Source organism: Pseudidiomarina xizangensis (genome assembly GCF_052541995.1).
On sequence record NZ_JBOBQA010000001.1, the window covers coordinates 1,327,469 to 1,350,956 of the forward strand.

The following is a 23,488-nucleotide window of genomic DNA, read 5'->3' on the forward strand; positions in this document are numbered from 1 at the left end:
ACTTTCGGTGGTTACCTATGAAGCAAGGCTTGCAACTCAAATTTAGCCAGCAACTGTCGATGACACCGCAGTTGCAGCATGCTATCCGTTTGCTTCAACTTTCAAGTTTTGAGCTGCAACAAGAAGTTCAGCAAGCGCTCGAGCAGAATCCTCTGCTCGAGCAAGAAGAAATCGACGACCCATTGCGCGAGCATGGCGACGAGATTAACACCGCAGATGTAGAAGAGTGGGATCAAAACTACACCGCTGAGTTAATGGGTGTAGTGGGTCAAAACGATGCTGACTACGACGCCATGACCTTTGGTTGCGGCCATGAGACACTGCATGACCATCTGCGTTGGCAGCTCCAGCTTTCTCACTTTTCTCTCATTGACGAAGAAATTGGCCTGGCTGTTATCGATGCCATCAATCCTGCAGGGTATTTGACCACCTCTATCAGCGAACTGGCCCAGGCACTCGCTGCGCAATTCGATGAACCCATCGAAGAAGATGAAGTTGCTGTGGTGTTAAAGCGCATTCAGCACTTCGACCCGTTCGGCGTGGGCGCTCGTGACGTTAGTGAATGCTTACTACTACAACTACAGCAACTTCCCGAAGACACCGCTTTTTTAGCCGAGGCCAAGCGCGCGGTTGCTGAATACGTCGAACTGCTCGGCCAACGCGATTATCGGTCACTCTCTCGCCACCTAAAACTGAACGAATCGCAATTGACTGAGGTCTTAATGATTATCCAGCAACTGCAACCGCACCCGGGAGAACGCTTTGAGCAGAGTGATGAAGCCTATGTTATCCCTGATGTGGTGGTGCGACAGCAAAATAGTCGCTGGATAGTTGAGCTAAATCCACAAAGTTTGCCTAGACTTAAAGTAAATAGTAGTTACGCTGCACTTATACAGGATGCCAGACCAAGCGACGATATGAGCTACATTCGCCAACATTTACAAGAAGCAAAATGGTTCATTCGCAGCATTGAAAGCCGCAATGAAACTCTGCTGAAAGTCGCGACCTCGATCGTGCAACGTCAGCAAGCATTTTTTGAGCTTGGCGAAGAAGCGATGAAGCCGATGGTACTGGCCGATATCGCTGCAGCCATCGAGATGCACGAATCCACCGTTTCTCGAGTAACATCCCACAAATACATGCATACGCCACGCGGTGTTTTCGAACTGAAATATTTTTTCTCAAGTCAGCTCAGCACCGACCGTGGAGAAGATTGCTCATCTACCGCGATCCGCGCGTTGCTGAAAAAGTTAGTTGCCGCCGAAAATCCCAAAAAGCCATTGAGCGACAGTAAACTCACTAACCTCATGTCGGAACAGGGTATTCAGGTTGCTAGACGGACGATTGCTAAATATCGAGAGGCGCTACAAATACCGCCTTCGAGCCAACGCAAGCGTCTTATTTAAAACTTGGACAAAAGAAGGAAGAAGTTATGCAAATTAATCTGACTGGTCATCATACCGAAATTACTAACGCGCTAAGAGATTATGTCAATACCAAGTTTGCCAAGCTCGAGCGTCATTTTGACCACATAAGTAATGTCCATGTGATTTTAAATGTTGAAAAGTTAACCCAAAAAGCGGAAGCTACGTTGCATGTAAGTGGTGGCGAAATTTTTGCCGAATCCGAGCACGAAGATATGTACGCGGCGATCGATGGTTTGATCAATAAACTCGACCGTCAAGTGATTAAACACAAAGAAAAGATGAAACGTCACTAAATCATGGATTTATCCTCACTGTTAAGCCCAGACTGCACACGTCGTGCAGTCTCGGGCTCAAGTAAAAAGAAAGTTCTCGAACTCATTGGTCAGCTCGCTGCGCCACGTTTATCTGGAACTACAAGTTTCGATGTGTTTGAAAGCCTACTCAATCGCGAGCGGCTTGGCAGCACTGGTATTGGGCTAGGTGTCGCTATTCCGCATGGCCGATTAAGCAGCGCCAACAAACCTGTAGCTATATTGATGACTCTGGCCGAACCGATTGATTTCGATGCCATCGACAATCAACCCGTCGACATTGTTTTTGCCCTGCTGGTGCCTGAAGAAGAACACGAACAGCATTTGCAAACTCTAGCTGCAGTAGCACAACGTCTTAATGATAAGAGCTGTACACGTGCATTGCGTGAAGCTCATGACGATCAGGAGTTGTTCGATCTTTTCACCGAAAACAAATGTGGGTAAGTGATGCAACTCATCATCGTTAGCGGCCGTTCCGGATCAGGAAAAACTATTGCACTGCGGGTGCTCGAGGATCTCGGCTACTACTGTGTCGATAACTTACCCATCATGTTGTTGCCTACCCTGGTGCATGCCATTCAGGATCGATATGCCACCGTAGCGGTCAGTGTTGATGTGCGTAACCTTCCTGACTCCCACGATGATCTGAGTGATGCCCTCGATTTCTTACCTGACAACATCAAGCCCGAGATTTTGTACCTCGACTCGAACGATAAAGTGCTGTTGCAGCGCTTTGGCGAGACGCGCCGACTGCATCCTTTGTCGCGCAATGAAATGCCGCTTAGCGAAGCGTTACAGGTAGAATCTAAGCTGCTAGAACCGCTCGCGGAACGCGCCACTTGGCGCATTGAAAGCAGCGAGCTTAGTGTACATCAGTTAAGTGAACAGGTTAGCGAGCGCGTACTGGGCCGCGCCGCATCTAGGTTAATCGTAGTATTTCAGTCCTTTGGCTACAAATACGGGTTACCACCAGATTTAGATTATGCGTTTGATGCGCGAATCTTGCCGAATCCGCATTGGGAGCCGGAGTTAAAACCACTGACAGGTTCGGACACTGCGGTACAGCACTTCTTTGCCCAGCAACCCTTGGTCACCAAGTTTATTCATCAGTTAGAGACATTCCTGGCAACCTGGCTACCCTATTTTCAACGTAGTAATCGTAGTTACCTCACCATCGGGATTGGCTGCACCGGCGGTCAACACCGCTCGGTTTACATCGCCGACCAACTGGCGGAACGCTTTCAGGATTATGAGTTTAAAGTGCAAGTTCGCCACCGTGAAGGGTTTCGTCGCAAATGAGCCAGGAAGCCCGCAAATCTGTCATCATCAAGAACAAGTTAGGCTTACACGCGCGAGCTGCAACCAAGCTGGTAAAACTTACCCAACAGTTCGATGCTAAAGTTGCCATTGTGCAAGATGGTAAAGAAGTCGATGCTTCTAGCGTCATGTGCTTACTCTTGCTTGCTAGCGGGCAAGGCAAAGAAATTGAAGTGGTCGCACGTGGCAGTGAAGCGCAATCAGCTGTAGACGCCGTAGCGACACTTATTGAAGCCCGTTTTGACGAAGATGCCTAGCAAAGACGCATGACGAAATCCGTTTAATGCGATAAACTCCTCATATTCATAGGAGTTTTCATTATGCTTCCAGAAGTCGCTGAAAAAGAATTTGCCGAACAACGGCTACAAGACGTGACCGAAGCACTTGCGCGTGGCATGTACGTGCAAGCTCGTCGGCAGTTGCATAACTTGCCGGCGTGGGATGTTGCACTTCTACTCGAATCCTCACCACCCAAAGCACGGGCCATTATCTGGCAGCTGGTCGATGCTGACGAGCACGGTGACATCCTCGAAGAACTTTCTGAAGAAGTGCAGAAATCCGTTATCCGTCAAATGGCTCCAGAGAAGCTGGCGGCAGCCACTGAAGGCATGGATACCGATGACCTGGCTTACGTCCTTAGAGGCCTTCCTGAGCAGGTTTACCAAGAAGTTCTGAAGTCGATGGACGAACAGGATCGACACCGAGCGGAAAAAGCTTTGTCCTATGAGGACGAAACCGCCGGTTCGATCATGAACACCGACACCATTACCTTGCGCCCCGACGTAACTATAGACGTGGTGTTACGTTACCTACGTTTAAAAGGTGAGCTGCCAGAGGCCACGGATAAACTCTACGTCGTTAGTCGTGAAGATCAGTTCATCGGTGAGATTTCAATTTCCCGTTTAGTCACTGTCGACCCGGCTAAACTGGTTATCGATGTCATGGAATCAGATGTGCAAGGTATACCGGTCGATATGGACGAAACTGAGGTCGCCAAGCTGTTCGAACGCCAGGACTGGATTTCGGCACCTGTGGTCGATAACGAGAATCGCCTACTTGGTCGTATCACCATCGATGACGTGGTCGATATTATCCGTGAAGATGCGCAACACTCAATGCTCAGCATGGCCGGTCTTGATGATGACGAAGACACCTTCGCCCCAGTTTTGAAAAGTACCCGCCGCCGTTCCGTATGGCTCGCGGTAAACCTTGCTACAGCGGTACTCGCTGCCGCCGTCAGCTCATTATTTGAAGATATTTTGGCGCAAATGGCGATCTTAGCCATCTTAAACACGATCGTACCCAGCATGGGCGGGATCGCTGGGTCGCAAACGCTCACTCTCGTTATTCGCGGCATGGCATTAGGTCATATTGGCGCCAGCAACCAACGCTGGCTGATCGGCAAAGAACTTGCCATCGGAGCCCTCAACGGTGTCATTTGGGCACTGCTTATCGCCGTAGTGGTGGCGGTCTGGAAGCAAGATCTGTTGATTGGCGGGATTATCGCTTTTGCGATGATGGCCAACCTACTCGCGGCTGGTTTAGCCGGGGTGACCGTACCGCTGATTCTGAAAAAGTACAATATCGACCCAGCGTTGGCAGGTGGCGTTATCCTTACCACGGTAACTGACGTGGTCGGTATTTTTGCCTTCCTTGGCACTGCGACCTTGCTGTTAAGCTAAGTAAGTTGAGTAATCTAGTTTCCGGCGACGCGCATACTTTCCAGTAATACTGAACCGGTGCGTACGCCATGACGCAAATCGGTATCGTTACCGATGGCCACGATGTTGCGCAACATGTCGCGTAAATTACCGGCAATGGTAATCTCTTCGACCGGATATTGAATCTCGCCATTTTCTACCCAAAAACCTGCGGCACCGCGTGAGTAATCGCCGTTGACCAGATTTACCCCTTGTCCCATCAGTTCAGTTACCAACAAACCTGTACCCATGGTTTTACAAAGGTCCGCCAAACTCTGCTGTTGCTGGGTCACTTGCCAGGTATGAATGCCTCCCGCATGCCCAGTTGGCGTCATTTGCATTTTCCGTGCCGCGTAACTGGTTAACAAGTAGCTTTGCAGCACACCCTGATCGACGATAACCCGATCTTGGGTGGCAATCCCTTCATGATCGAATGGCGAACTCGCCAGTGCACCTTGCAAGTGTGGCGTTTCTTTAATGGTCAACCAATCCGGTAACACTGATTTTCCCAATTGGTCGAGCAGGAAACTCGACTTGCGGTAGAGGTTGCCACCACTAATAGCACCGACGAAATGACCAAACAGGCTATTTGCCACATCCGCACGAAAGATAACGGGTACCTTTGCGGTATCAATTTTTCGTCCTTCCAGACGCGCCACTGTTTCATGAACTGCCTGCTCCGCAACGTGCTTCGGACTATCCAGGTCACCCGTTGCCCGAGCAACTGTGTAGGCATAGTCGCGCTGCATGGCATCGCCATGTTGAGCAATCAACGCGCAACTTATCGCGTGCCGCGACTGCAAGTAGCCATCGAGAAAACCATGACTATTGCCGTATACCCGATAGCCAACGTGGCTGCTATAACTTGCGCCATCAGAATTCACAATTCGTTTATCCAGCGCTAACGCATGGCGTTCACACTGCAGCGCTTGTTCGAGCGCATAATCAGCGGACTGATCACCTGGATGGCAAAGATCCAGGTCAGGGTTGTCGTAAGCCATTAAAGCTTCCGGAGCAAGCCCTGCATGTGGGTCTGGAGAAGTAAACCGCGCAATATCAAAAGCTTTCTCAACACTGGCACGAATCGCCTGTGGCGATAAGTCGGTGGTTGACGCTGAGCCTTTTTGCTGACCCTGATAAAGAGTGATGCCTAACGCACCATCTTGATTGAATTCCACCGTTTCCACTTCACCTAAGCGAGTTTCCACACTGATCCCGCGACTGCGCGACAGCGAACACTCCATCGCTGTTGAGCCTAGGGTTCTGCCATACTCTAAGGCCTCCGCAACAGCCTGTTTTACGTCAACAAGTTCGGCCTGTAATTCATTTAGATCTGGTTTCAAAGTAAACTCCATTGGTTGCTTGCTCACTAGCCTGTTAAAATAACGCTATTGCACAGAGGGAAAACCATGCACGATAGCCAAGACCACGACCAAGACGACGATTTCGTCAGTAAATCACAACTCAAACGTGATGCAGAAGCGCAGCAAGATCTCGGCAGAAAACTTGTCGATCTTTCTGTCGGTAAACTCGACAAAATGCCACTCGACGAAGAGTTACTCGCCGCTATTTTCTTAGCGCAGCGCATTCGCAATAAACGCGAAGGTTTTCGTCGACAACTGCAGCACATTGGTAAAATGATGCGCCATCGGGACACCGCGCCGATTGAGCAAGCGCTGCACGAAATCGAGCATGTGCATCATGAGCAAAATGCATTATTTCATCAGCTCGAAAAATACCGCGACGCAATATTAGCGGACGGTGATAGTGCCATCCAAGAATTCTTGACCGACCATCCACTTGCGGATCGGCAAAAATTGCGGCAGCTTTACCGCCAGGCGCAAAAACAACAACAGCAAGGCAAGTCGCCAGCAGCGGCGCGCGAGCTGTTCAAATACTTACGTGAGGTGGCTGCCGTTTAATCGGTGCCACCGACAGTCAGGGCATCCAGTTTTAACGTCGGCTGCCCGACGCCGACCGGCACACTTTGTCCATCTTTACCACAAACACCAACACCGGTATCCAATGCCAGATCATTACCAACCATTGACACCTGGCGCATGGCGTCAGGTCCGTTACCGATTAAGGTGGCACCCTTCAACGGCGCAGTAATTTTACCGTCTTCGATCAAATAGGCTTCGGAAGCTGAAAAGACAAACTTGCCCGAGGTAATATCAACCTGCCCACCGGCGAATTGCGGTGCATAAATACCACGCTTAACACTGCTGATAATATCTGCCGGTGCGGAATCACCACCCAGCATGTAGGTATTGGTCATGCGCGGCATCGGCAAGTGCGCATAGGATTCACGCCGACCATTGCCCGTTGGCGCAACGCCCATCAAACGTGCATTCATTTTGTCTTGCATGTAACCAACCAGCCGACCTTTCTCAATCAGTACGTTGCTGCGCGCTGGCGTTCCTTCATCGTCGACACTCAATGAGCCACGGCGATTTGCCAGAGTACCGTCATCAACGATGGTGCATAGCTCGGAGGCCACTAACTCGCCCATTTTGCCGGAGTAAGCCGATGCACCTTTACGATTAAAGTCACCCTCTAGTCCGTGGCCTACAGCTTCATGTAGTAACACTCCCGGCCAGCCCGCACCAAGAACAACCGGCATTGTGCCTGCCGGAACCGGACGAGCATCCAGATTAACCAAGGCCTGTCGGACCGCCTCCTTTGCGTAGGTCTGCCAGCGCGGTAACGCGTCATTGGCTTCGGCCGCAAAAAAATACTGATAATCGACGCGGGCACCACCACCGGCACTGCCGCGCTCGCGGCGCCCATCTTGTTCGGCAAGTACGGTGCAATTTACCCGCACTAACGGCCGTATATCGGTTGCCAATGTACCATCCGTGGCGAGCACCAGAATTTCATCGTAGCTACCGCTTACGCTGGCTATCACTTCGGTAATGCGCGGATCGAGTGAACGTGCGTAAGCGTCCATTTCCCGCAGCAGATCTATCTTAGCGGCTTCGTCGAGACTGGCTAAAGGATTGTTAGGTTGATACCGCGAGGTATTCTCAACTCTAGTTGGAATCTGTACCTGCTTCGCTTGCCCTGCGCCAGCAATACCTCGTGCAGCATCAGCCGCACTCTGTAACGATGCCGCGGTTATTTCATCCGCATACGCGAAACCGGTTTTTTCCTGGTGTAAAGCACGCACGCCAAGACCGCTCTCGATATGGAAGCTACCGGACTTTACGATGCCGTCTTCTAGCACCCAGGACTCATTGGTGCTGTGCTGTAAGTAAATATCCGCGTAATCGATAACGCCGCTATAGAGCTTCGTTAAGCGCTTATGCAGCGCGTCAACGTCGAGATTATTGGCGGTCAGTAGATGTTCAATGACCTGATTGTGATGACTCATGTATGACCTTCTTACTACTGGCAAAGTGTTTTGCCACAGGAATATTTGTTCGAATCTTGTCGAGCTTCTTTAAATCGACGCTAGCGCTGCTTAAACATGGACTCTGCTGTCCATCGCAAGCACTAAGCACTTTGCCCCAGCCATCAATGACTAAGGCATGCCCGTGGGTTTCACGACCGTTTGCATGGGTACCTACCTGAGCGCCTGCAACCAGGGCGCATTGTTGCTCAATCGCCCGCGCTCGAGTTAACACATCCCAATGCGCTGCACCGGTAACTTTAGTAAAGGCGGAAGGTAAGGCAATCACCTCAGCTCCTGCAGAACGCAATGCCCGGAACAGTTCCGGGAAGCGTACATCATAGCATACCGCCAAACCTAGCACGCCAAATTCCGTCGCCACGGTAACCACTTCACGACCCATTTCGGTCCACTTAGATTCACGGTATTGTTTGGTATTATCGGCAACATCCACATCAAATAAGTGAATCTTGTTGTAGCGCGCCAGGCAATTGCCATTGGGTCCATATACCAGCGACGCGGCAGAAAATTTCTCATCTTCCGGACCGTCAATAATAGGTACGGTGCCAGCGACTAAATAGATGTTATGTAATTTGGCGAGGTCACTGAGTCGCTGCTGTAGCTCTCCTTCAGCGAAAATTTCTGCCAACTCGCGTTGTCGCTTATCCCCCGCGCCGAAACATAGACACGCCTCGGGCAAAACCACCAGCTGGGGACGCGTTGCCGGCAATTGCCCGAGCAGCTGCTCAATTATTTGCAGGTTGTCCCTGGGAGTTGGCAGGCTGGTCATTTGTACCGCTGTCAGTTGCACTGTCTTGGTTGCTGTCATTGCTTTCCTCCTGCGGTAAGTCTTCAACGGGAATGGTGACTTCACGGCTAGCCCGTGAAACCTCTTCAACTACCGGCTCATCAATAGTGCCTGTAATTTTATATTCAAGACGGCTAATTACTTGGGCATCTTGCAACATTCGGTCAATCAATAATGCCGCTAAACCCGATGGTGGGTTGACCATCCATGCCAGGATGACCGGCAGGCTTGATGTAACTTTCGGTACATAAAATAACTGATAATCAATCGTTTCGGTAACCAGGTTGCTCGTGCCGCTGATCTCCATATCGCCTGCGGAGCCATTCATCTTAGCATTGCGCGTGGTAACCACGCCATTTTCAATATCGAAACGCCCCGCAAACTCCGTAAAGAAAAGGCCGTTTGCAAAAATATCACGGAAATCAAAACGCAGCTTACGTAAAATCCCTTCCAGACTTAATAGCGAAAACAGCCGCGCGCCACCATCACTAACATCGTTTAAGTAACCTTGCCCTAATTGCCAATCCATTTCGCCATTCAGGCTCGCCACGTCAAACTCTTCTGGACTACCCTGCCAGGCAAGCTGAAAGTCAAAATCTGCCGGGCTATCCTGAATAATTGAGGTGATGTTGTACTCATTTAAAAACACTCCAAGGTCGCCACTGTTAAAAGTGCCTTCAAATCGTGTCTCTGCATCACTAGTTTCGGTTGCAACCTGCCAATCAAGCCTCGCCGACAGTTGATGCTCACCCCTACTAACTTCTATAGTTTCGAACCGCAACACTTTGCTACTGGGTTGCAGCCGAAAAGCGACTTCACCCAGTGGATAGGTTCCGTATTGGCAGCGTTTACAGTTGAATTCGATGGTGGGCCACAAGTTGTAATCTTGTGCTTGTTCGACCTCTGCTACCAGTTGCTGCTCTGCCGAGGGTGGCATACCGAGCTCGAGATAGTCCGCATCGATCTCTAAACGCGTCCGTTGTTCGTCATGTTCAGGCCAGAAAACTCCCGCGACAACAGCTTGATCTGCACGCCAGCGATAGCGCCAGGAGGTAAGAATTGACTCTTCTGTAGGCTCCTCTTGGCGCCATGCGACCACAGCGTTATCGGTCAACTCATGTCCGCCAAGCATCAGCCGCTCTGCACGCAGCTCAATCAAATCCGGTATCGGCGCAGCAAAAGTCAGTGCCGACGCACTCACGGGAACCTCTGAACCTGCGCGCGCATCCGCAAACCATTGGGTGGCCGTCGCTAATTGCCGTAACCACGTACCCGCATCCATCTTAGTAAGCCCGACTTCTAACGGAAAGCGGGGATTCAACCCAAGCAAATCTGGATTCGGTGCTTGCCGTACTGTATCACCGATGCGCGCATAGCCCTGCTGCAGTTCGCTAGCATCGCCGTTGTATTGCAGCTCCATCAAACTGTCATCACCTAAACTACTGTTAATTAGAAGACTCTCTGGACCGCCTGAAACTTGTAGCTGCCAGGGTAACGTTTGCCCCACAGAGGTTCCCAGCGGAGCAGGAAAGTGCAAAGCAAGCTGGTTTAGATCAGATTGCTGTTGCCAGTGAAACGAATAACCACCAGCGTCTGGGAGCGATAAGGCTAGCTTGCCATGCCAAACAAAGTCCCCACGGGCTAATTGCCCCGTCCGGGGCACGCGCTCATTTAACTGTGCCATCGACCAATCACCACGCGTATTAATCTGCACATGATAATCATCCGCACGGGCGCTGGCATCTAACTCGGCAACTATCGGCAACTGTTGCCAGGTAAAGTTGAGTTGCTCACTTTGAATCACATCATTGCGAAAACGCACCTTGCCCTGCACATCAGAAAACTGCTGCTTAAGACTACTCACAAAAAGTTCGTTTCCAAGCAACTCTGTAACACCTTCAGCGATCACCTCATCAGAGTTATTAAGCGGTACTGTTAGTTTTAATTCACCTTTGATGGGACCACTCAACTGTAATTGTGTGAACGTAGTACCGAGACTCGACGCCATAGAACTAGCAGCAAAAATCGGCTGTAAGCCGGCAGCGTCACCAGCAATCCCGCTGGTGATCAGCAACGTCGCTGGCGTGGCAAGAAGGTTGGGGATAACAGAATCCACCCGCGTTAAATTAATCTCGCCGAGTTTAGCTTCGGTGGTGACGATATGCATACGTTCGTTAGCAAAATTTAGATGTAATGTGGCATCGGTTACGGCTGGCCAGCCGCGTTGAAAGCGATAGACTAAATTCCGCAGGTTCGCTTGTGCCTGGAATACTCCCGCTCCTCCTTGATAAGGGAAGTCTGCCGCCGAGCCGCGCCACACCATTGCCAGATCGTCAGCGTCACCGGCAATAAGCGATGTCTGTAAGTAATCATATAATTGCCCGCCCATAGCGTTGGGTAAATAACGCCGTAATACCTCCGCGGGAATTGGCGCCGCGCTGGTATCATTGATTCGTGCCGCAATATCCAGGTTTTCGCCCTGACGAATCCGTGCCCGCAACGCTAATGGCAGCCCTTCCAAATCTGCACGACTATCGCCGTCGATACGTAGATCCCAGGCCCCTTTTTGCCAGGAGAAGTCTCCTGCGAGACGAAGCTCCTGCAAGCGCCATGGCTTACTATCACTTAATAACTCGCTGTTTATGCTGACCTGTGTTCCCTGAACCGACCAACGCGCTGCTGATCCTATACCGATAGCGTCGAGTTCTATCTGCTCGAGACCAGGGACACCGTTGGTCTGCTGCCACGCCACATCCTGCGCGCTGATCTGCCACTGCGGAGAACTTTGAATTTGATGTTGCAAGCGGAAGGCAACCCGTCCAGCAAGCTCGCCTTGTTTCATCGCATCGGCAAATAACTGACCTTTGGCGCCAGCCAAGCTGGCAAGTTGAAAAAACGGTGCCATGGGTACATCTTCGACACTTAAAGCATATAACTCCGGGGTTTGCAGCCAACTTACCGTGGGTAAGGTCCAAGTCATGCTATCTTGCACAAAAGTAATCGGATTGTTATTTACCAGCCACCCGTTTTCTTGTGGTCGTAACCGCAACAATCCTTTCGGAATAACCAATTGATGTTTACGTTCACCGACTTGCCAGTGCAACTCATTACGCGCCAGTTGCAAGGTACCATTGCGGAAGTCACTGGCGGCAAAGTTAAGCCACATGGTGAAATTAAATTCAGCTTGCAAGACCTGTGAATCGACAACCTTTTGCTGCAGCCATGCAGCGATATCCAGGTTCGATGCTTGTACGTAAATTTGGCCATCTAAATCGGCAGGATCGTTACCCTCCACCTCAATCATTACGTCCAGCGCGTTGCTCGCTAAACCATCGATACGAAAGCTGCCAATACCTTGGTGCGAACGACCTTGATTGCTCCAACTCAGGCGTTCAATCACCACTGCGCGGCGCACACCCACTAAATTGACCAACTCTAAGGTACTATTTTCGATGGTAACGTGATCAAGTTGATTGAGAAAAAACCGCGGTAATTGGTCACCGAGACCAATGTTGCTTGTTAGTGATGAGTCACGCAAATCATAGGTGACGTGCAAGTCCGCTAAGGTCACTTGTTCAAACTGCACTGACCAAGTGCGCAGGCTACGCCAGAAATTGAACACCACACGCGCCTCATTCAGCTGCAGACGGACATCTTCAGCGTCAATTTGGCTAACCGCAATATCGCGTAAAATCAATTGTGGGCCGGCGGTATTCCAATCGGCGCCTAACTCGTCAATGGTGACTTCAACAGCGTAGTTTTGGCTAAGAAATTCTTCTATGTTAGTGGTGACATCGGGAAGTTGCGGCAGTAGGTACCGCAAGACGCTCAGCATCACAGCAAACAACACTAAAGCTGTTGCTGCCGTGTACAGGAACGTTCGGTAAGCTACTTTCGCTGACATCTGCCACATGCTGGTTACATCATAACTACGTCGAACTGCTCTTGATGGTAGAGCGGCTCAACAGAAATTTTGACTTGCTTGCCGATAAAAACTTCGAGTTCAGCAAGCGCATGAGATTCTTCATTGAGAAGCGCGTCGGTAACGGCGGCAGAAGCATAAACGACGAAGTGGTCAGCTGCGTAAGCACGGTTAACACGAACAATTTCACGCATAACTTCATAACAAACCGTCTCAACGGTTTTCATACTGCCACGGCCACCACAAACGGGACACTCTGAGCACAGCACATGCTCGAGGCTTTCCCGCGTGCGCTTACGCGTCATCTCAACCAGACCTAACGAGGTGAAACCATTAATCGAGGTTTTCGCACGATCTTTCCCCAGCGCCTGCTCTAGGCTATGCAGCACGCGCCGCCGATGATCGTTATTCTGCATGTCGATAAAATCGATGATGATAATGCCACCTAGATTGCGTAAACGCAGCTGTCTGGCTATGGCCTGCGTTGCCTCAATATTGGTGTTAAATATCGTTTCTTCCAGGTTACGATGACCGACGAAACCACCGGTGTTGATATCAATGGTGGTCATCGCCTCAGTTTGATCGATGATAATAGAGCCACCTGATTTCAACTCCACTTTCCGATCAAGCGCACGCTGAACTTCGTTTTCGACATCGAACATATCGAAAATCGGACGTTCGCCAGCATAGTATTCAAGCGCGTCGGCTAGGTCAGGAATAAATTGGGTAACAAATTCATGTAACAGTTCAAAGGTAACTTTAGAGTCAACGCGAATGCGCTCGATCTCGTCGCCAACAAAATCCCGCAAGATGCGGCAGGACAGATTAAGATCTTCATAAACCAAACCAATTTTTCGCATGCCTTTGCGACGTTTTTCTAGGGTATCCCAGAGCCGCCGCAGGAATGCCGCATCGCGCTTCAATTCTTCGTCACTGGCGCCTTCCGCTGCGGTGCGGACAATAAAGCCGCTTTCTTCGTCGCAGTATGGCTGAGCGGCTTTCTTCAAGCGCTCGCGCTCGCTGTCATCTTCGATACGCTGTGAAATACCAACATGTGGAGATTGCGGCATTAACACCATATAGCGTGATGGAATCGTGATTTCTGTAGTCAACCGCGCGCCTTTTGTACCTAATGGATCTTTTACCACCTGCACTAAAATTTGCTGCCCGGGTCGCACTAAGGTTGCGATGTCTGGAGCTAAATCGGGTCGCGGTGTCACTCCTTCCGCGGCAGATAGCGGTGAAACAATATCTGAAGCGTGTAAGAACGCAGCTTTATCTAGAGCTATATCCACAAAAGCCGCTTGCATCCCGGGTAAAACCCGGGCCACTTTACCAACATAAATGTTGCCTACCAAGCCGCGTTTAGCCTGGCGTTCAATATGAATTTCTTGCAAGATACCATTTTCAATTAACGCCACCCGTGTTTCAGTCGGGGTAACGTTCATCAGAATTTCAGCGCTCATATTAGCTACGCTCCGCTGTTTGTATCAATTGCTCAGTTTCATATAACGGTAGACCGACCACTGCGAGATAGCTACCCTCGATATGCGTTACGAATTTCGCTGCGCGCCCTTGGATCCCATAACCACCCGCTTTATCGGTAGGCTCACCAGACTGCCAATAAGTACTTATTTCGGTGTCACTCAACGGCTTAAAGTGCACTACGGTAGACACCACTTTTACGTTTGTTGCACCATTATAGTGCAAGGCAACCGCGGTTAACGCTTGGTGGTCACGCCCGGAAAGCTGCTTCATCATTGCACAAAAATCGTTTTTATCGATGGGCTTCTCGAGTACCTTGTCATCGCACACCACAACCGTGTCGGAGCCGATAACTGCGGCATCAGCAGCACTTACTTTTGCTCCGGCCAACGCTTTATCTATCGCCAATCGAGCCACGTAGCTTTCCGGCGCTTCGCCGTCTCGCTGTTGCTCCCGCACCTCGGGTTTAATCACGCTGAATGGGCGGTCCAATAATTGCAACAGCTCATAACGACGCGGTGAACCTGAAGCAAGAACGAGCTGCATAACGAATTCCTTGTAATTACCCTAACAAAATTAGCGAATCAAATAACGCCGGCGGTATTTACGCATGATTAAAAACACCCATGGCCAAATCACTGCCGATGACAGTACCGGATAAAAGTATGGCCAGTTGAATGCAGCATCGTTCAATACATGCTCCAATTCGTAGACCAACACTCGCTTAATTAGGATGAGCACCCCAACAATCACTAATTGTTGGGTTAATGAGTAATTCCGAATACGCTGGAAGTGACGCAATGCCGGATACGCCACCAACACCAAGGCTGTTGCGTAAATACCAAAGGTGGTGCCCATCAAGATATCGGTGAGCAACCCGATAACAAGTACCGTGCCAAAACCTACCCGATGCGGAATTGCGATCAGCCAATAGATCAAAACTAAACTCACCCAATCGGGTCGCCACGGCTCAAACATCGCCGGGATAGGTGTAACGGTCAACACCAAAGCGATGATGTAAGTTAGCAACAAGGGTAGTAACCCTGACTTAATCCACATCGGTCACCTCGTTATCAAAAACTGGCGTTTCAGTGGCATCAGCTGGCCATAACAGTAACAAGGTTCGAATTCGATCAAGCTGGGCAAATGGCGTTGCAGTAACATTAGCGTATTGCAGCCGCTCATCGCGGTCAATGGCGGTTATTTGTGCCACTGGATAGCCTTCGGGATAAACTCCTCCCAGGCCAGACGACATCAGTACGTCGCCTTCTTCCAGCTCAGTGCTGTGCGGAATGAAGCTGAGTTCAAGCCGGTTGAGGTCGCCGATACCTTTAGCAATAACCCGAATATCGTTACGTTCGGCACGCAGCGACAGTGCGTGACTTTGGTCGGAAATCAGCAGTACTCTCGCGGTGGTACGGCCGACACTAACAATTTGCCCAACGATGCCGCGGTTATCGAGCACCGGCTGACCATCGTAAACCCCGTTGGCATAACCTTTATTGATCACCACTTGATGCGAAAAGGGGTCGGTTGCTACGGCCACCACTTCAGCTACCATGCGCCGGCTGGCAGCACGCACATCGGAACCGAGTAATTGTCGTAGACGAGCGTTTTCATTTTCCAGGAAGTTAAGTCGTTGCACCGCCATTTGCAGTTCTAATAACTCGTCGCGTAACCGTTGATTATCTTCCCGTAATGCCGATCGCGTAGTGGCTAGGTAAACCAGCCGATCCAACACTTCTTCAGGTAGAATCGCCAGATATTGCACCGGCGCTGTTGCGGTACTCAAAAACGAACGCACCGGCTGCATGGTCTGCAGCCGGTGGTCGAGGAACATCAGGCTGCCAGCAACAACTAGCGCCAGCAACAATCGAGTTCGTAATGAAGGGCCGTGTTCGAACAGCGACTTCATGCGGGGTTACTCATAACTAAACAGATCACCACCATGGATATCGATCATTTCAAGGGCTTTACCGCCACCGCGGGCAACACAAGTCAGTGGGTCATCGGCAATAATTACCGGAATTCCGGTTTCTTCCATCAATAACCGGTCGAGATCACGCAACAACGCGCCACCACCAGTCAAAACCATTCCACGCTCAGAAATATCTGAAGCAAGTTCCGGCGGCGATTGCTCTAGCGCGACCATCACGGCACTAACAATGCCCATTAAAGGTTCTTGCAAGGCTTCAAGAATTTCGTTGCTGTTCAGTGTGAAAGAGCGCGGCACACCTTCAGCAAGATTTCGGCCACGGACTTCAATTTCACGCACTTCATCGCCTGGGAATGCCGAACCAATTTCGTGCTTGATACGCTCGGCCGTAGCTTCACCAATTAACGAGCCAAAGTTACGACGAATATAATTAACGATAGCTTCATCGAATTTGTCACCACCAATACGTACTGACGACGAATAAACCACCCCGTTTAACGAGATAATTGCGACTTCTGTGGTACCGCCACCAATATCAACCACCATGGAGCCGGTTGCTTCAGATACTGGCAGTCCAGCCCCAATTGCCGCAGCCATGGGTTCGTCGATCAAATACACTTCGCGAGCACCTGCTCCTAACGCCGATTCGCGAATCGCGCGTCGCTCAACCTGCGTTGAACCGCACGGGACGCAGACTAAAACACGTGGGCTTGGACGAAAATAATGACTGTCATGCACTTTCTTAATAAAGTGCTGCAACATTTTTTCGGTAACATAAAAGTCAGCGATTACGCCATCTTTCATGGGTCGAATAGCTTTAATGTTGCCAGGCGTACGCCCCAGCATTTGTTTTGCCGCCTGACCTACTGCAGCAACACTTTTCGGGCCGCCTGAGCGTTCTTGACGAATCGCGACTACAGAAGGCTCGTTCAAGACGATACCTTCGTCTTTTACGTAAATAAGTGTATTTGCTGTTCCCAAGTCGATGGACAAATCGTTGGAAAAAATTCCGCGCAATTTCTTAAACATCAGGGGTGTTCCCTTTACTGGTCTTTAATTTCGTCTGGTTGGTGGGAGAGTCGCGCTAACTTTAGCAACTGAAGATATTTCGAGCAAGCCGACTCGCCTTAGTTTGTGCGTATTATTGCATATTTTTTTCATGGTTTTACTAGAGATTTACACCATCGCATGCTTTCTAAAAAATTAGCTGCAAGCACCCGCACGAATGTAGCCCTGGCTCTGAACACAAACGTAACGCAAAGCTGTTCCATTAATGGCGAATTCAATACTACTTTGTCCACAGGGTTCCGCTATAGATGTATGTTGCGCCGAAACAGGGCAACCCCAACTGTTAAATAAGAAACCACTCGTAGCCGAAGACAAACTTGAGCTCACGGTCAAATTTACACCATTCGGAATAATAATGGTTCGCCCCGAAGCAATACTAGCTCCGCATTCTACTGGCGAAATCTCAGTAGTGGTTATCGACATGCCATAACAACGCCGCTGGACATCTTGCATGGCGCGTTCCTGACTTAACCTTAACGCACTGATGAGTTCAACCTCTAATAAACGCTCATCAACGCCATCATCCGCCAAAAATACCGGCGCTGCGGTAACCGCCAGAATGCCCAGAATGATGATAACGACAATTAACTCGATTACCGAGAAGCCTTGCCATTTCTTTACACTTGCAGATTTGTTCATGACCACGCCTAGGTTGCGATGCACAATATATAAAAAGAGTATAGTATTGACTTAACAAGTTAAAGATTGTTGATAAACTGACGATAAATTAATCTGTGTGCAACCACTATCGAGCTTGCGAATGCGACTTTCAACTCATTCTGAACATTACCAGCAGTCACTGGGTAAAACCGGTTTTACACTGATCGAGTTGATCATTGGCGTGGTGGTTCTTGCCTTTGCCTTTTCTCTTATCGCCACTCTTATTTTTCCTCAGGCTATTCGCAGCGCCGAACCAGTACTACAGGTTCGTGCGGCAAATTTAGCGCACGCCTTTGTTGAAGAGATACAAGGTAAATCGTTTGACGAAAACAGCGATCACAGTGGCGGCACTTTGCGCTGCGGGGAATCCGGGGCTCCTGCCTGCAGTACTACTTTCGGTCCTGACGGTGAAACGCGTGATCGCTTTGATGATGTCGATGATTACCACCAACTACAGCTGAGCCAACCTAGTCTTGCTGACGTATTTGGCACCAATTTGGAAGACGATTATCGCGGTTTTAACTACTCAATAAGCGTTTGTTATAGTGATGTTCAAGGAACCTGCGTTGCTGGGGTCAGCAGCTTTAAACGGGTTCAAGTCTCGCTAGCCACTTCGCAATCGCAGGATTTTGTCTTTTCATTTATTAAGGGAAATTTCTGATGCCAAAGTCACGTCTTTCCCTCAACCTCGGCTTTACACTTATTGAAGTTATCATCGTCATTTTGCTACTCGCCACGCTGGCCATCTACTCCTTTGGTTTTCTTGGTCTAGGTAGCGACATGGTTGTACAAGTTAATGCGCGCAACCAGCTTGTCGCGGAACAGCGTTTTGCTATCGAACGACTCAATCGCGAAATTCGCTCTTCCGTACCACGCAGTTCTCGTAGCAACGCTGCTTGTCTCGAGTATATGCCAATGATTGGCACAAATATTTATTTATCACTACCTAAGCCTGGCCCCGGAGCGGGCGACCCAATGGTAGTTGTTACCCCCTTTTTGCAACTTGGCGACATGGTAGGTAGTTACGTATTGGTTTACGCCACAGACCCAAGCTACATTTACAGCAGTAACCAGCAGCGCCGTAAGTTAATTACTGGGGTGAGCAATGACGCACCACAAACAGGTTTAAGCACCTTATCGCTGTCTGCTTCACCCGCTAATTTCTTTACCGATAGTCCATCTCGTACATTTTATTTAGGTACAAACCCCGTAAGTTGGTGTGTGGATACCGTAAACCAAACGCTGGTACGTTTTGCAGACTATGGTTTGTTGAGTAATCAGCCTGACTTTACTACGCTGAGTGTAGCTGCAGCCAGCCAAGAGGTAATGGCAGTTGATGTGGTCAATGATTTAAGTTTAGGTCAACAGCCATTCCAGGCGATTGCACCTACCTTACAACGCAACAATTTAGTGCGCTTATTTCTCGCCTTGGCCTCTTCTGAGCGAGCAGCAAAACCTATCGAAATCACGCATGAGGTTTATATTCCTAATGTACCTTAACTTGTCACACTCACAGCCCAGAGAGAAAGGTGCAGCCCTTGCTATCGCTTTATTCGTATTATTAGTGATGAGCTTAGTTGGGCTCACTCTCGTACGCTCACTGAATGATACAGCCAGCGCAGTCGCCAGTGATGTATTAGGAACGCGTGCGCAGCTTGCCGCGACAAGTAGCATTCAAGCCATTATGGTAGAACTCTACCCGCTCGATACAAACTTCGATGATTCCGTGTGCCCAGCACGCACTTCAAACGACCCTCCGGTGGTGCGCAACTACAACTATACCGCGCCCGGATTAACGCAGTGCACGGCACAAATACGTTGCAATCAACTCGACTTAAGCGACCCGTATAATGGTTCACATATCCGAATCATTGCCGAGGGTAGTTGCGAAGGTGGTACAATGGTTTACTCAAAACGCATTTTGGTGGAGGTCGCTGATGCGATTAAATAGGTCGATGCGCTCTGGTTTTATTGGACTAACGAGTACAATTCTATGGTTCATGCTTTCGTCTGTACCACAGCCAGCTTATGCGCAAAACAGCCCATCTCCTACTCAATGTGATCAGTTTGGCGACTTGCTCGACTACGGAATCATTGGTGAAACCGGTTTTAATTACGGCAACAACTCGGAAATTAACGGCAATCCGATTGACGGTTCCGGCAACACGCCGACACCTGACGGACAAGTCGATACGGTCGATTTAACCTTTCCACCACTTAATCCAAGCACTTTCCCGAGCGCGCAAACCGGAGGTCCGGATCTAACTAATGCGACCGGCATAGCCCCCGGTAGCTACGGCACCATAGAAACCGATACCCGCCGCAATGCTACGCCTTTAGTCTCATTTTCTGGCGGCACCTATTACATCGAAGAGCTCACTTTTAATGGTCGTAACTCCACCGCCGAGTTGGCACCGGGTGATTATTTTATTGAACGTCTGAACCTCGACAATAACTCCTACATCAACATCGTTCCACAAGGTCAAGTGCGTTTATATGTTCGCGATTATCTAATTGGCGACAACAATATATACGTAAATAGCAACGGTCCGGTGAGCGATATGTTGGTTTACCTCTATGATAACGCTTACGTAAATTTGGGGAACTTTAATGAAGGGGGGGCGAGTAATACCGTAATTAATTTCAATGGTTTAATTTATAGTCCGTATCCATCGACTTCCGTCACTCTTGGTAACAATAATAATTACCAAGGCGCCATTTTGACTCCAGGAACCGTTTCTGTTGGCGCAAATACAAACTTGAGTTACAGCCCAGAAGTGCAGGACGATGTATACCAGGCAATTGGCTGTGAACCGACTGCCAGTATTCATCATCTACGTATTCGTCACTCCGCAGCAGTTGTTAGCTGCTACAGCGCTGTGATTGAAGTTCTCGCTTGCGCCAATGCAAGCTGCTCGCAGCTCTATTCCGGCAATGTCGCCGTTGATCTTGACGCTGGGGTAAGCGGTCCGACTTGGCAAGGTGGTAATGTCTCCAGCACCAGCGGCCAGAGCGCAACTCTTAACTTTGTAAATGGTAGTGGTGTGGCAGGCCTGCGGTGGACCGCTGGGGGTACCGCAACGTTATCAGCACCGGCGAGTTCCCCCGCACCTGCGGCAACGACCCAATGCGTAAATAGCAGCGGTACGGTTGCGACAGATTGCAGCTTAACTTTTAATACAACTGGGTTGGTTATCACTGCCGCCGATGGCCTAAGCGTGATACCCGGTCAGCATGCAGCTGTCAATTTTAGTACCGTATTGCGTGCCGTAGAGACCAATACTACAACCGGAGCCTGCGAAGCGCGTGTCAGCGGCGATCACTTAGTAGAACTCGCGGTCGAATGTACCAATCCGTTGACCTGTCAATCAGGCCAAGTCTACTCCGTTAACGGTAGTACCGTGGCACTAAATGATGCTGGCAGTGCAGTAAATTACTCCAGTGTAAATCTAACGTTTGACAACTCGGGTGCTGCAACGCTTACCAACAACTATTCCGATGTCGGCCTGTTACAAATGCACGCGCGGTTGGATCTTGCTGCTGAGCCTTCTGCCGAAGCTGGCAACATTAATGATCCCAGCACGACCTTGGTTGGCACTAGTCTAAACGACTACGTTGTTAAGCCCCATACACTTACCGTCGTCGCGCTCGACGCGAGTGACCAGCTGTGGAACGCAACCACAGCCACAGGTCCAGGCTACGTAGCCGCTGGTGAAGCCTTTAGTATGGTGGTACAAAGTCGTAATGCGGCAGGTAACGTGACGCCCAATTTCGGCAACGAGGTTAGCCCGGTAGGAATAAGCGCAGGTTTTGTATCTATGGCTTATCCACTACCGGCCGATGTAAACTCAGACGCTAGTAAATTAGCGCTCACTCAGTCATTTTCACCCAGCTCTACCATTGCTGGTGCTTATCAAACCGATGGCGCTACTTGGTTAGAGGCCGGCACGGTGAATTTGCAAGCGGCTCTACCCGGTAATGATTATCTTGGTGGCGGCGATGCATTGCAGCGACCTGCCAGCCCAGTAGGCCGCTTTTACCCACATCATTTTGCTCTTATAAACAGTAACCTGACCAATAGTTGCACGGCATTTACCTACATGAGCCAGGCGGCTGTGGGCTTGGATTTCTTAGTTGAAGCGCAGGCGCTCAATGGCCAACGGCTACGTAACTATGATAACGATGGTGCCAACTATGCGAGCACTGCGATACTGCAATCCGTGGCGCGCAACACACCAACAGACCAAGCCGTTGATGCCTTTGCCACCCGGTGGCAAGCGACCTTACCGGAGGTCTGGACGGCGGGACAGCTACTCACTTCAACCACTGACGCAAGTCTTGGTAAGCGCAGCGATGATCAGCCTGACGGCCCGTTTGAGCAAGTCGAAGTTGGTTTGCAGGTAGCCAGTGAAATGGATGCTCGTGACTTCCCGGCTAGTGCTAAGACATTAGTCACTCTTAGTGGTGATGCCGTACCGTTGACGGGTTCGGTCGAGCTTCGGTATGGCCGTTTAGTAGTAGATAATAGCTACGGTCCAGAAACTGAGAACTTACCGGTCTCACTGCGCGCTGAGTACTGGAATGGTGATTTATTTACCACCAACACTCTCGACCAGTGCACTGGATACGCTCCGACTGAACTTGCCATCGTTAGTTACATCGACCCAATCACCACCTCTGCGGACGGCGCAGCCGGCAGCCTTGTCGATGGTACCATCGGAACCAGCCCGCTGTTCTGGCAGGCACCAACAGGTACTCCAGCACAAGGTGAGTTTATCTTTGAATACAACGCCCCAGACTATTTAGAGTACCCGTGGCAGGATGCCGACGGTAACAACTTCAACGACCCACGAGCGTTCGGCGGGTTTGGGTTATACCGCGGTAATACGCGTAAGACCACTGAGAAAGATCTTACTCAATAAAAAAAGCGCTCTAGGAGCGCTTTTTTAGCTTTTGCTTAACTTATATCGACTTAGCAACCAGCGGTGTTCACGGCAACTGTCGCCGGAGTATCTTCGTCCGCAGCTTCAGTGTAGAGCACATGGCAGCTGTCGTTTCCTGAAGTAAAATCAGGAGTAACGCCGGCAGGCGCAAAAGCTGCTTCAGCAACCGATGCTGTCACCGGAGTAGTCGTGCTGTCGTAACGTGACCAGTCACTACCTAAACCTGCTGCAACATCAATACCACCAACATCGGCGTCAGGATAACCGTAAGAGGTTGTCACCGTACCACCTTCTGTTGTCACTGTTGCTGGTGAGTCATCCTCAGTACCATTAACTAAACTACGCGCATAGACCAACTGCATCGCACCTTGAATAGAAGCTTGGGCACCTTTAACAGTAGACTCACGTGCGTCTGATGAAAAATTAATAAACTGTGGCGCAGCAGTAACCGCTAAGATACCGAGCACAACAATCACAATGATTAACTCAATTAATGTAAAGCCTTGTTGGCGTTTCATAA

General features: G+C 49.9%; 22 protein-coding genes. 11 read left to right on the forward strand and 11 right to left on the reverse strand.

The genetic code is table 11. The features are described from left to right. Nucleotides 1-17 precede the first annotated feature (17 nt). The 6 genes from ACQ5ES_RS06445 (at nucleotide 18) to mgtE (ending at nucleotide 4,737) form a co-directional block, all read left to right on the forward strand. Nucleotides 18-1,406, forward strand: a complete 1,389-nt coding sequence (locus ACQ5ES_RS06445) for an RNA polymerase factor sigma-54 (protein WP_445015110.1) — start codon at nucleotides 18-20, stop codon at nucleotides 1,404-1,406. 26 nt (nucleotides 1,407-1,432) lie between these two features. Next, nucleotides 1,433-1,720: a ribosome hibernation promoting factor gene (gene hpf, locus ACQ5ES_RS06450; protein ID WP_445015111.1), complete on the forward strand. Its 288-nt coding sequence runs from the start codon at nucleotides 1,433-1,435 to the stop codon at nucleotides 1,718-1,720. Between the two features lie 3 nt (nucleotides 1,721-1,723). Then, nucleotides 1,724-2,182 (forward strand): PTS IIA-like nitrogen regulatory protein PtsN, encoded by a 459-nt coding sequence (ptsN, locus tag ACQ5ES_RS06455; RefSeq protein WP_445015112.1) that lies wholly within the window; start codon nucleotides 1,724-1,726, stop codon nucleotides 2,180-2,182. A gap of 3 nt (nucleotides 2,183-2,185) precedes the next feature. Then, nucleotides 2,186-3,037, forward strand: coding sequence for an RNase adapter RapZ (rapZ, locus tag ACQ5ES_RS06460; protein ID WP_445015414.1), 852 nt, complete (start codon nucleotides 2,186-2,188; stop codon nucleotides 3,035-3,037). Beyond that, nucleotides 3,034-3,312 carry an HPr family phosphocarrier protein gene (locus ACQ5ES_RS06465; protein ID WP_445015113.1) on the forward strand — a complete coding sequence of 93 codons (279 nt, stop codon included), beginning with the start codon at nucleotides 3,034-3,036 and terminating at the stop codon, nucleotides 3,310-3,312. The genes rapZ and ACQ5ES_RS06465 overlap by 4 nt, the downstream gene beginning before the upstream one ends. Nucleotides 3,313-3,375: 63 nt before the next feature. Next, on the forward strand, nucleotides 3,376-4,737 hold the full coding sequence (mgtE, locus tag ACQ5ES_RS06470) for a magnesium transporter (RefSeq protein WP_445015114.1): 1,362 nt from the start codon (nucleotides 3,376-3,378) through the stop codon (nucleotides 4,735-4,737). Between the two features lie 14 nt (nucleotides 4,738-4,751). On the opposite strand, the gene pmbA is transcribed toward mgtE, so the two are convergent. Next, entirely contained in the window at nucleotides 4,752-6,110 is a 1,359-nt protein-coding gene (gene pmbA / locus ACQ5ES_RS06475; protein ID WP_445015115.1) for a metalloprotease PmbA, read from the reverse strand. Between the two features lie 54 nt (nucleotides 6,111-6,164). Between pmbA and yjgA the strand changes: the two genes are divergently transcribed. After that, a complete protein-coding gene (gene yjgA / locus ACQ5ES_RS06480) occupies nucleotides 6,165-6,677 on the forward strand; it encodes a ribosome biogenesis factor YjgA (RefSeq protein ID WP_445015116.1) in 513 nt (170 codons plus the stop codon). On the opposite strand, the gene tldD is transcribed toward yjgA, so the two are convergent. The 9 genes from tldD to ACQ5ES_RS06525 form a co-directional block, all read right to left on the reverse strand. Then, a complete protein-coding gene (gene tldD / locus ACQ5ES_RS06485; protein WP_445015117.1) occupies nucleotides 6,674-8,128 on the reverse strand; it encodes a metalloprotease TldD in 1,455 nt (484 codons plus the stop codon). The genes yjgA and tldD overlap by 4 nt on opposite strands. Then, on the reverse strand, nucleotides 8,103-8,975 hold the full coding sequence (locus ACQ5ES_RS06490; RefSeq protein ID WP_445015118.1) for a carbon-nitrogen hydrolase family protein: 873 nt from the start codon (nucleotides 8,973-8,975) through the stop codon (nucleotides 8,103-8,105). Before ACQ5ES_RS06490 ends, tldD begins: the two co-directional genes overlap by 26 nt. After that, nucleotides 8,893-12,858: a YhdP family protein gene (locus ACQ5ES_RS06495; RefSeq protein ID WP_445015119.1), complete on the reverse strand. Its 3,966-nt coding sequence runs from the start codon at nucleotides 12,856-12,858 to the stop codon at nucleotides 8,893-8,895. Before ACQ5ES_RS06495 ends, ACQ5ES_RS06490 begins: the two co-directional genes overlap by 83 nt. A 14-nt stretch (nucleotides 12,859-12,872) precedes the next feature. Continuing rightward, entirely contained in the window at nucleotides 12,873-14,342 is a 1,470-nt protein-coding gene (gene rng, locus ACQ5ES_RS06500) for a ribonuclease G (protein WP_445015120.1), read from the reverse strand. A gap of 1 nt (nucleotide 14,343) precedes the next feature. After that, nucleotides 14,344-14,907: a Maf family protein gene (locus ACQ5ES_RS06505; RefSeq protein ID WP_445015121.1), complete on the reverse strand. Its 564-nt coding sequence runs from the start codon at nucleotides 14,905-14,907 to the stop codon at nucleotides 14,344-14,346. Nucleotides 14,908-14,937: 30 nt separating this feature from the next. Further along, entirely contained in the window at nucleotides 14,938-15,420 is a 483-nt protein-coding gene (mreD, locus tag ACQ5ES_RS06510) for a rod shape-determining protein MreD (protein ID WP_445015122.1), read from the reverse strand. Further along, complete coding sequence (gene mreC, locus ACQ5ES_RS06515) at nucleotides 15,410-16,276, reverse strand: rod shape-determining protein MreC (protein WP_445015123.1); 867 nt, start codon at nucleotides 16,274-16,276, stop codon at nucleotides 15,410-15,412. Before mreC ends, mreD begins: the two co-directional genes overlap by 11 nt. A 6-nt stretch (nucleotides 16,277-16,282) precedes the next feature. Beyond that, nucleotides 16,283-17,326: a rod shape-determining protein gene (locus ACQ5ES_RS06520; protein WP_126763616.1), complete on the reverse strand. Its 1,044-nt coding sequence runs from the start codon at nucleotides 17,324-17,326 to the stop codon at nucleotides 16,283-16,285. A gap of 174 nt (nucleotides 17,327-17,500) precedes the next feature. Then, the gene (locus tag ACQ5ES_RS06525) at nucleotides 17,501-18,004 is read right to left on the reverse strand and encodes a prepilin-type N-terminal cleavage/methylation domain-containing protein (protein ID WP_445015124.1); all 504 of its coding nucleotides are present in this window, start codon (nucleotides 18,002-18,004) and stop codon (nucleotides 17,501-17,503) included. Nucleotides 18,005-18,125: 121 nt separating this feature from the next. Between ACQ5ES_RS06525 and ACQ5ES_RS06530 the strand changes: the two genes are divergently transcribed. From ACQ5ES_RS06530 to ACQ5ES_RS06545, 4 genes are read left to right on the forward strand one after another with little or no spacing between them, the layout of a single operon-like run. Beyond that, the gene (locus ACQ5ES_RS06530; RefSeq protein ID WP_445015125.1) at nucleotides 18,126-18,686 is read left to right on the forward strand and encodes a type IV pilus modification PilV family protein; all 561 of its coding nucleotides are present in this window, start codon (nucleotides 18,126-18,128) and stop codon (nucleotides 18,684-18,686) included. Beyond that, nucleotides 18,686-19,525, forward strand: coding sequence for a PulJ/GspJ family protein (locus ACQ5ES_RS06535; protein WP_445015126.1), 840 nt, complete (start codon nucleotides 18,686-18,688; stop codon nucleotides 19,523-19,525). The genes ACQ5ES_RS06530 and ACQ5ES_RS06535 overlap by 1 nt, the downstream gene beginning before the upstream one ends. After that, nucleotides 19,515-19,976 (forward strand): pilus assembly PilX family protein, encoded by a 462-nt coding sequence (locus ACQ5ES_RS06540; RefSeq protein ID WP_445015127.1) that lies wholly within the window; start codon nucleotides 19,515-19,517, stop codon nucleotides 19,974-19,976. Before ACQ5ES_RS06535 ends, ACQ5ES_RS06540 begins: the two co-directional genes overlap by 11 nt. Further along, entirely contained in the window at nucleotides 19,963-22,947 is a 2,985-nt protein-coding gene (locus tag ACQ5ES_RS06545; protein ID WP_445015128.1) for a DUF6701 domain-containing protein, read from the forward strand. Before ACQ5ES_RS06540 ends, ACQ5ES_RS06545 begins: the two co-directional genes overlap by 14 nt. Before the next feature lie 50 nt (nucleotides 22,948-22,997). Here the strand turns inward: ACQ5ES_RS06545 and ACQ5ES_RS06550 are convergent, their stop codons facing one another. Then, a complete protein-coding gene (locus ACQ5ES_RS06550; protein WP_445015129.1) occupies nucleotides 22,998-23,486 on the reverse strand; it encodes a prepilin-type N-terminal cleavage/methylation domain-containing protein in 489 nt (162 codons plus the stop codon). Nucleotides 23,487-23,488 lie beyond the last annotated feature (2 nt).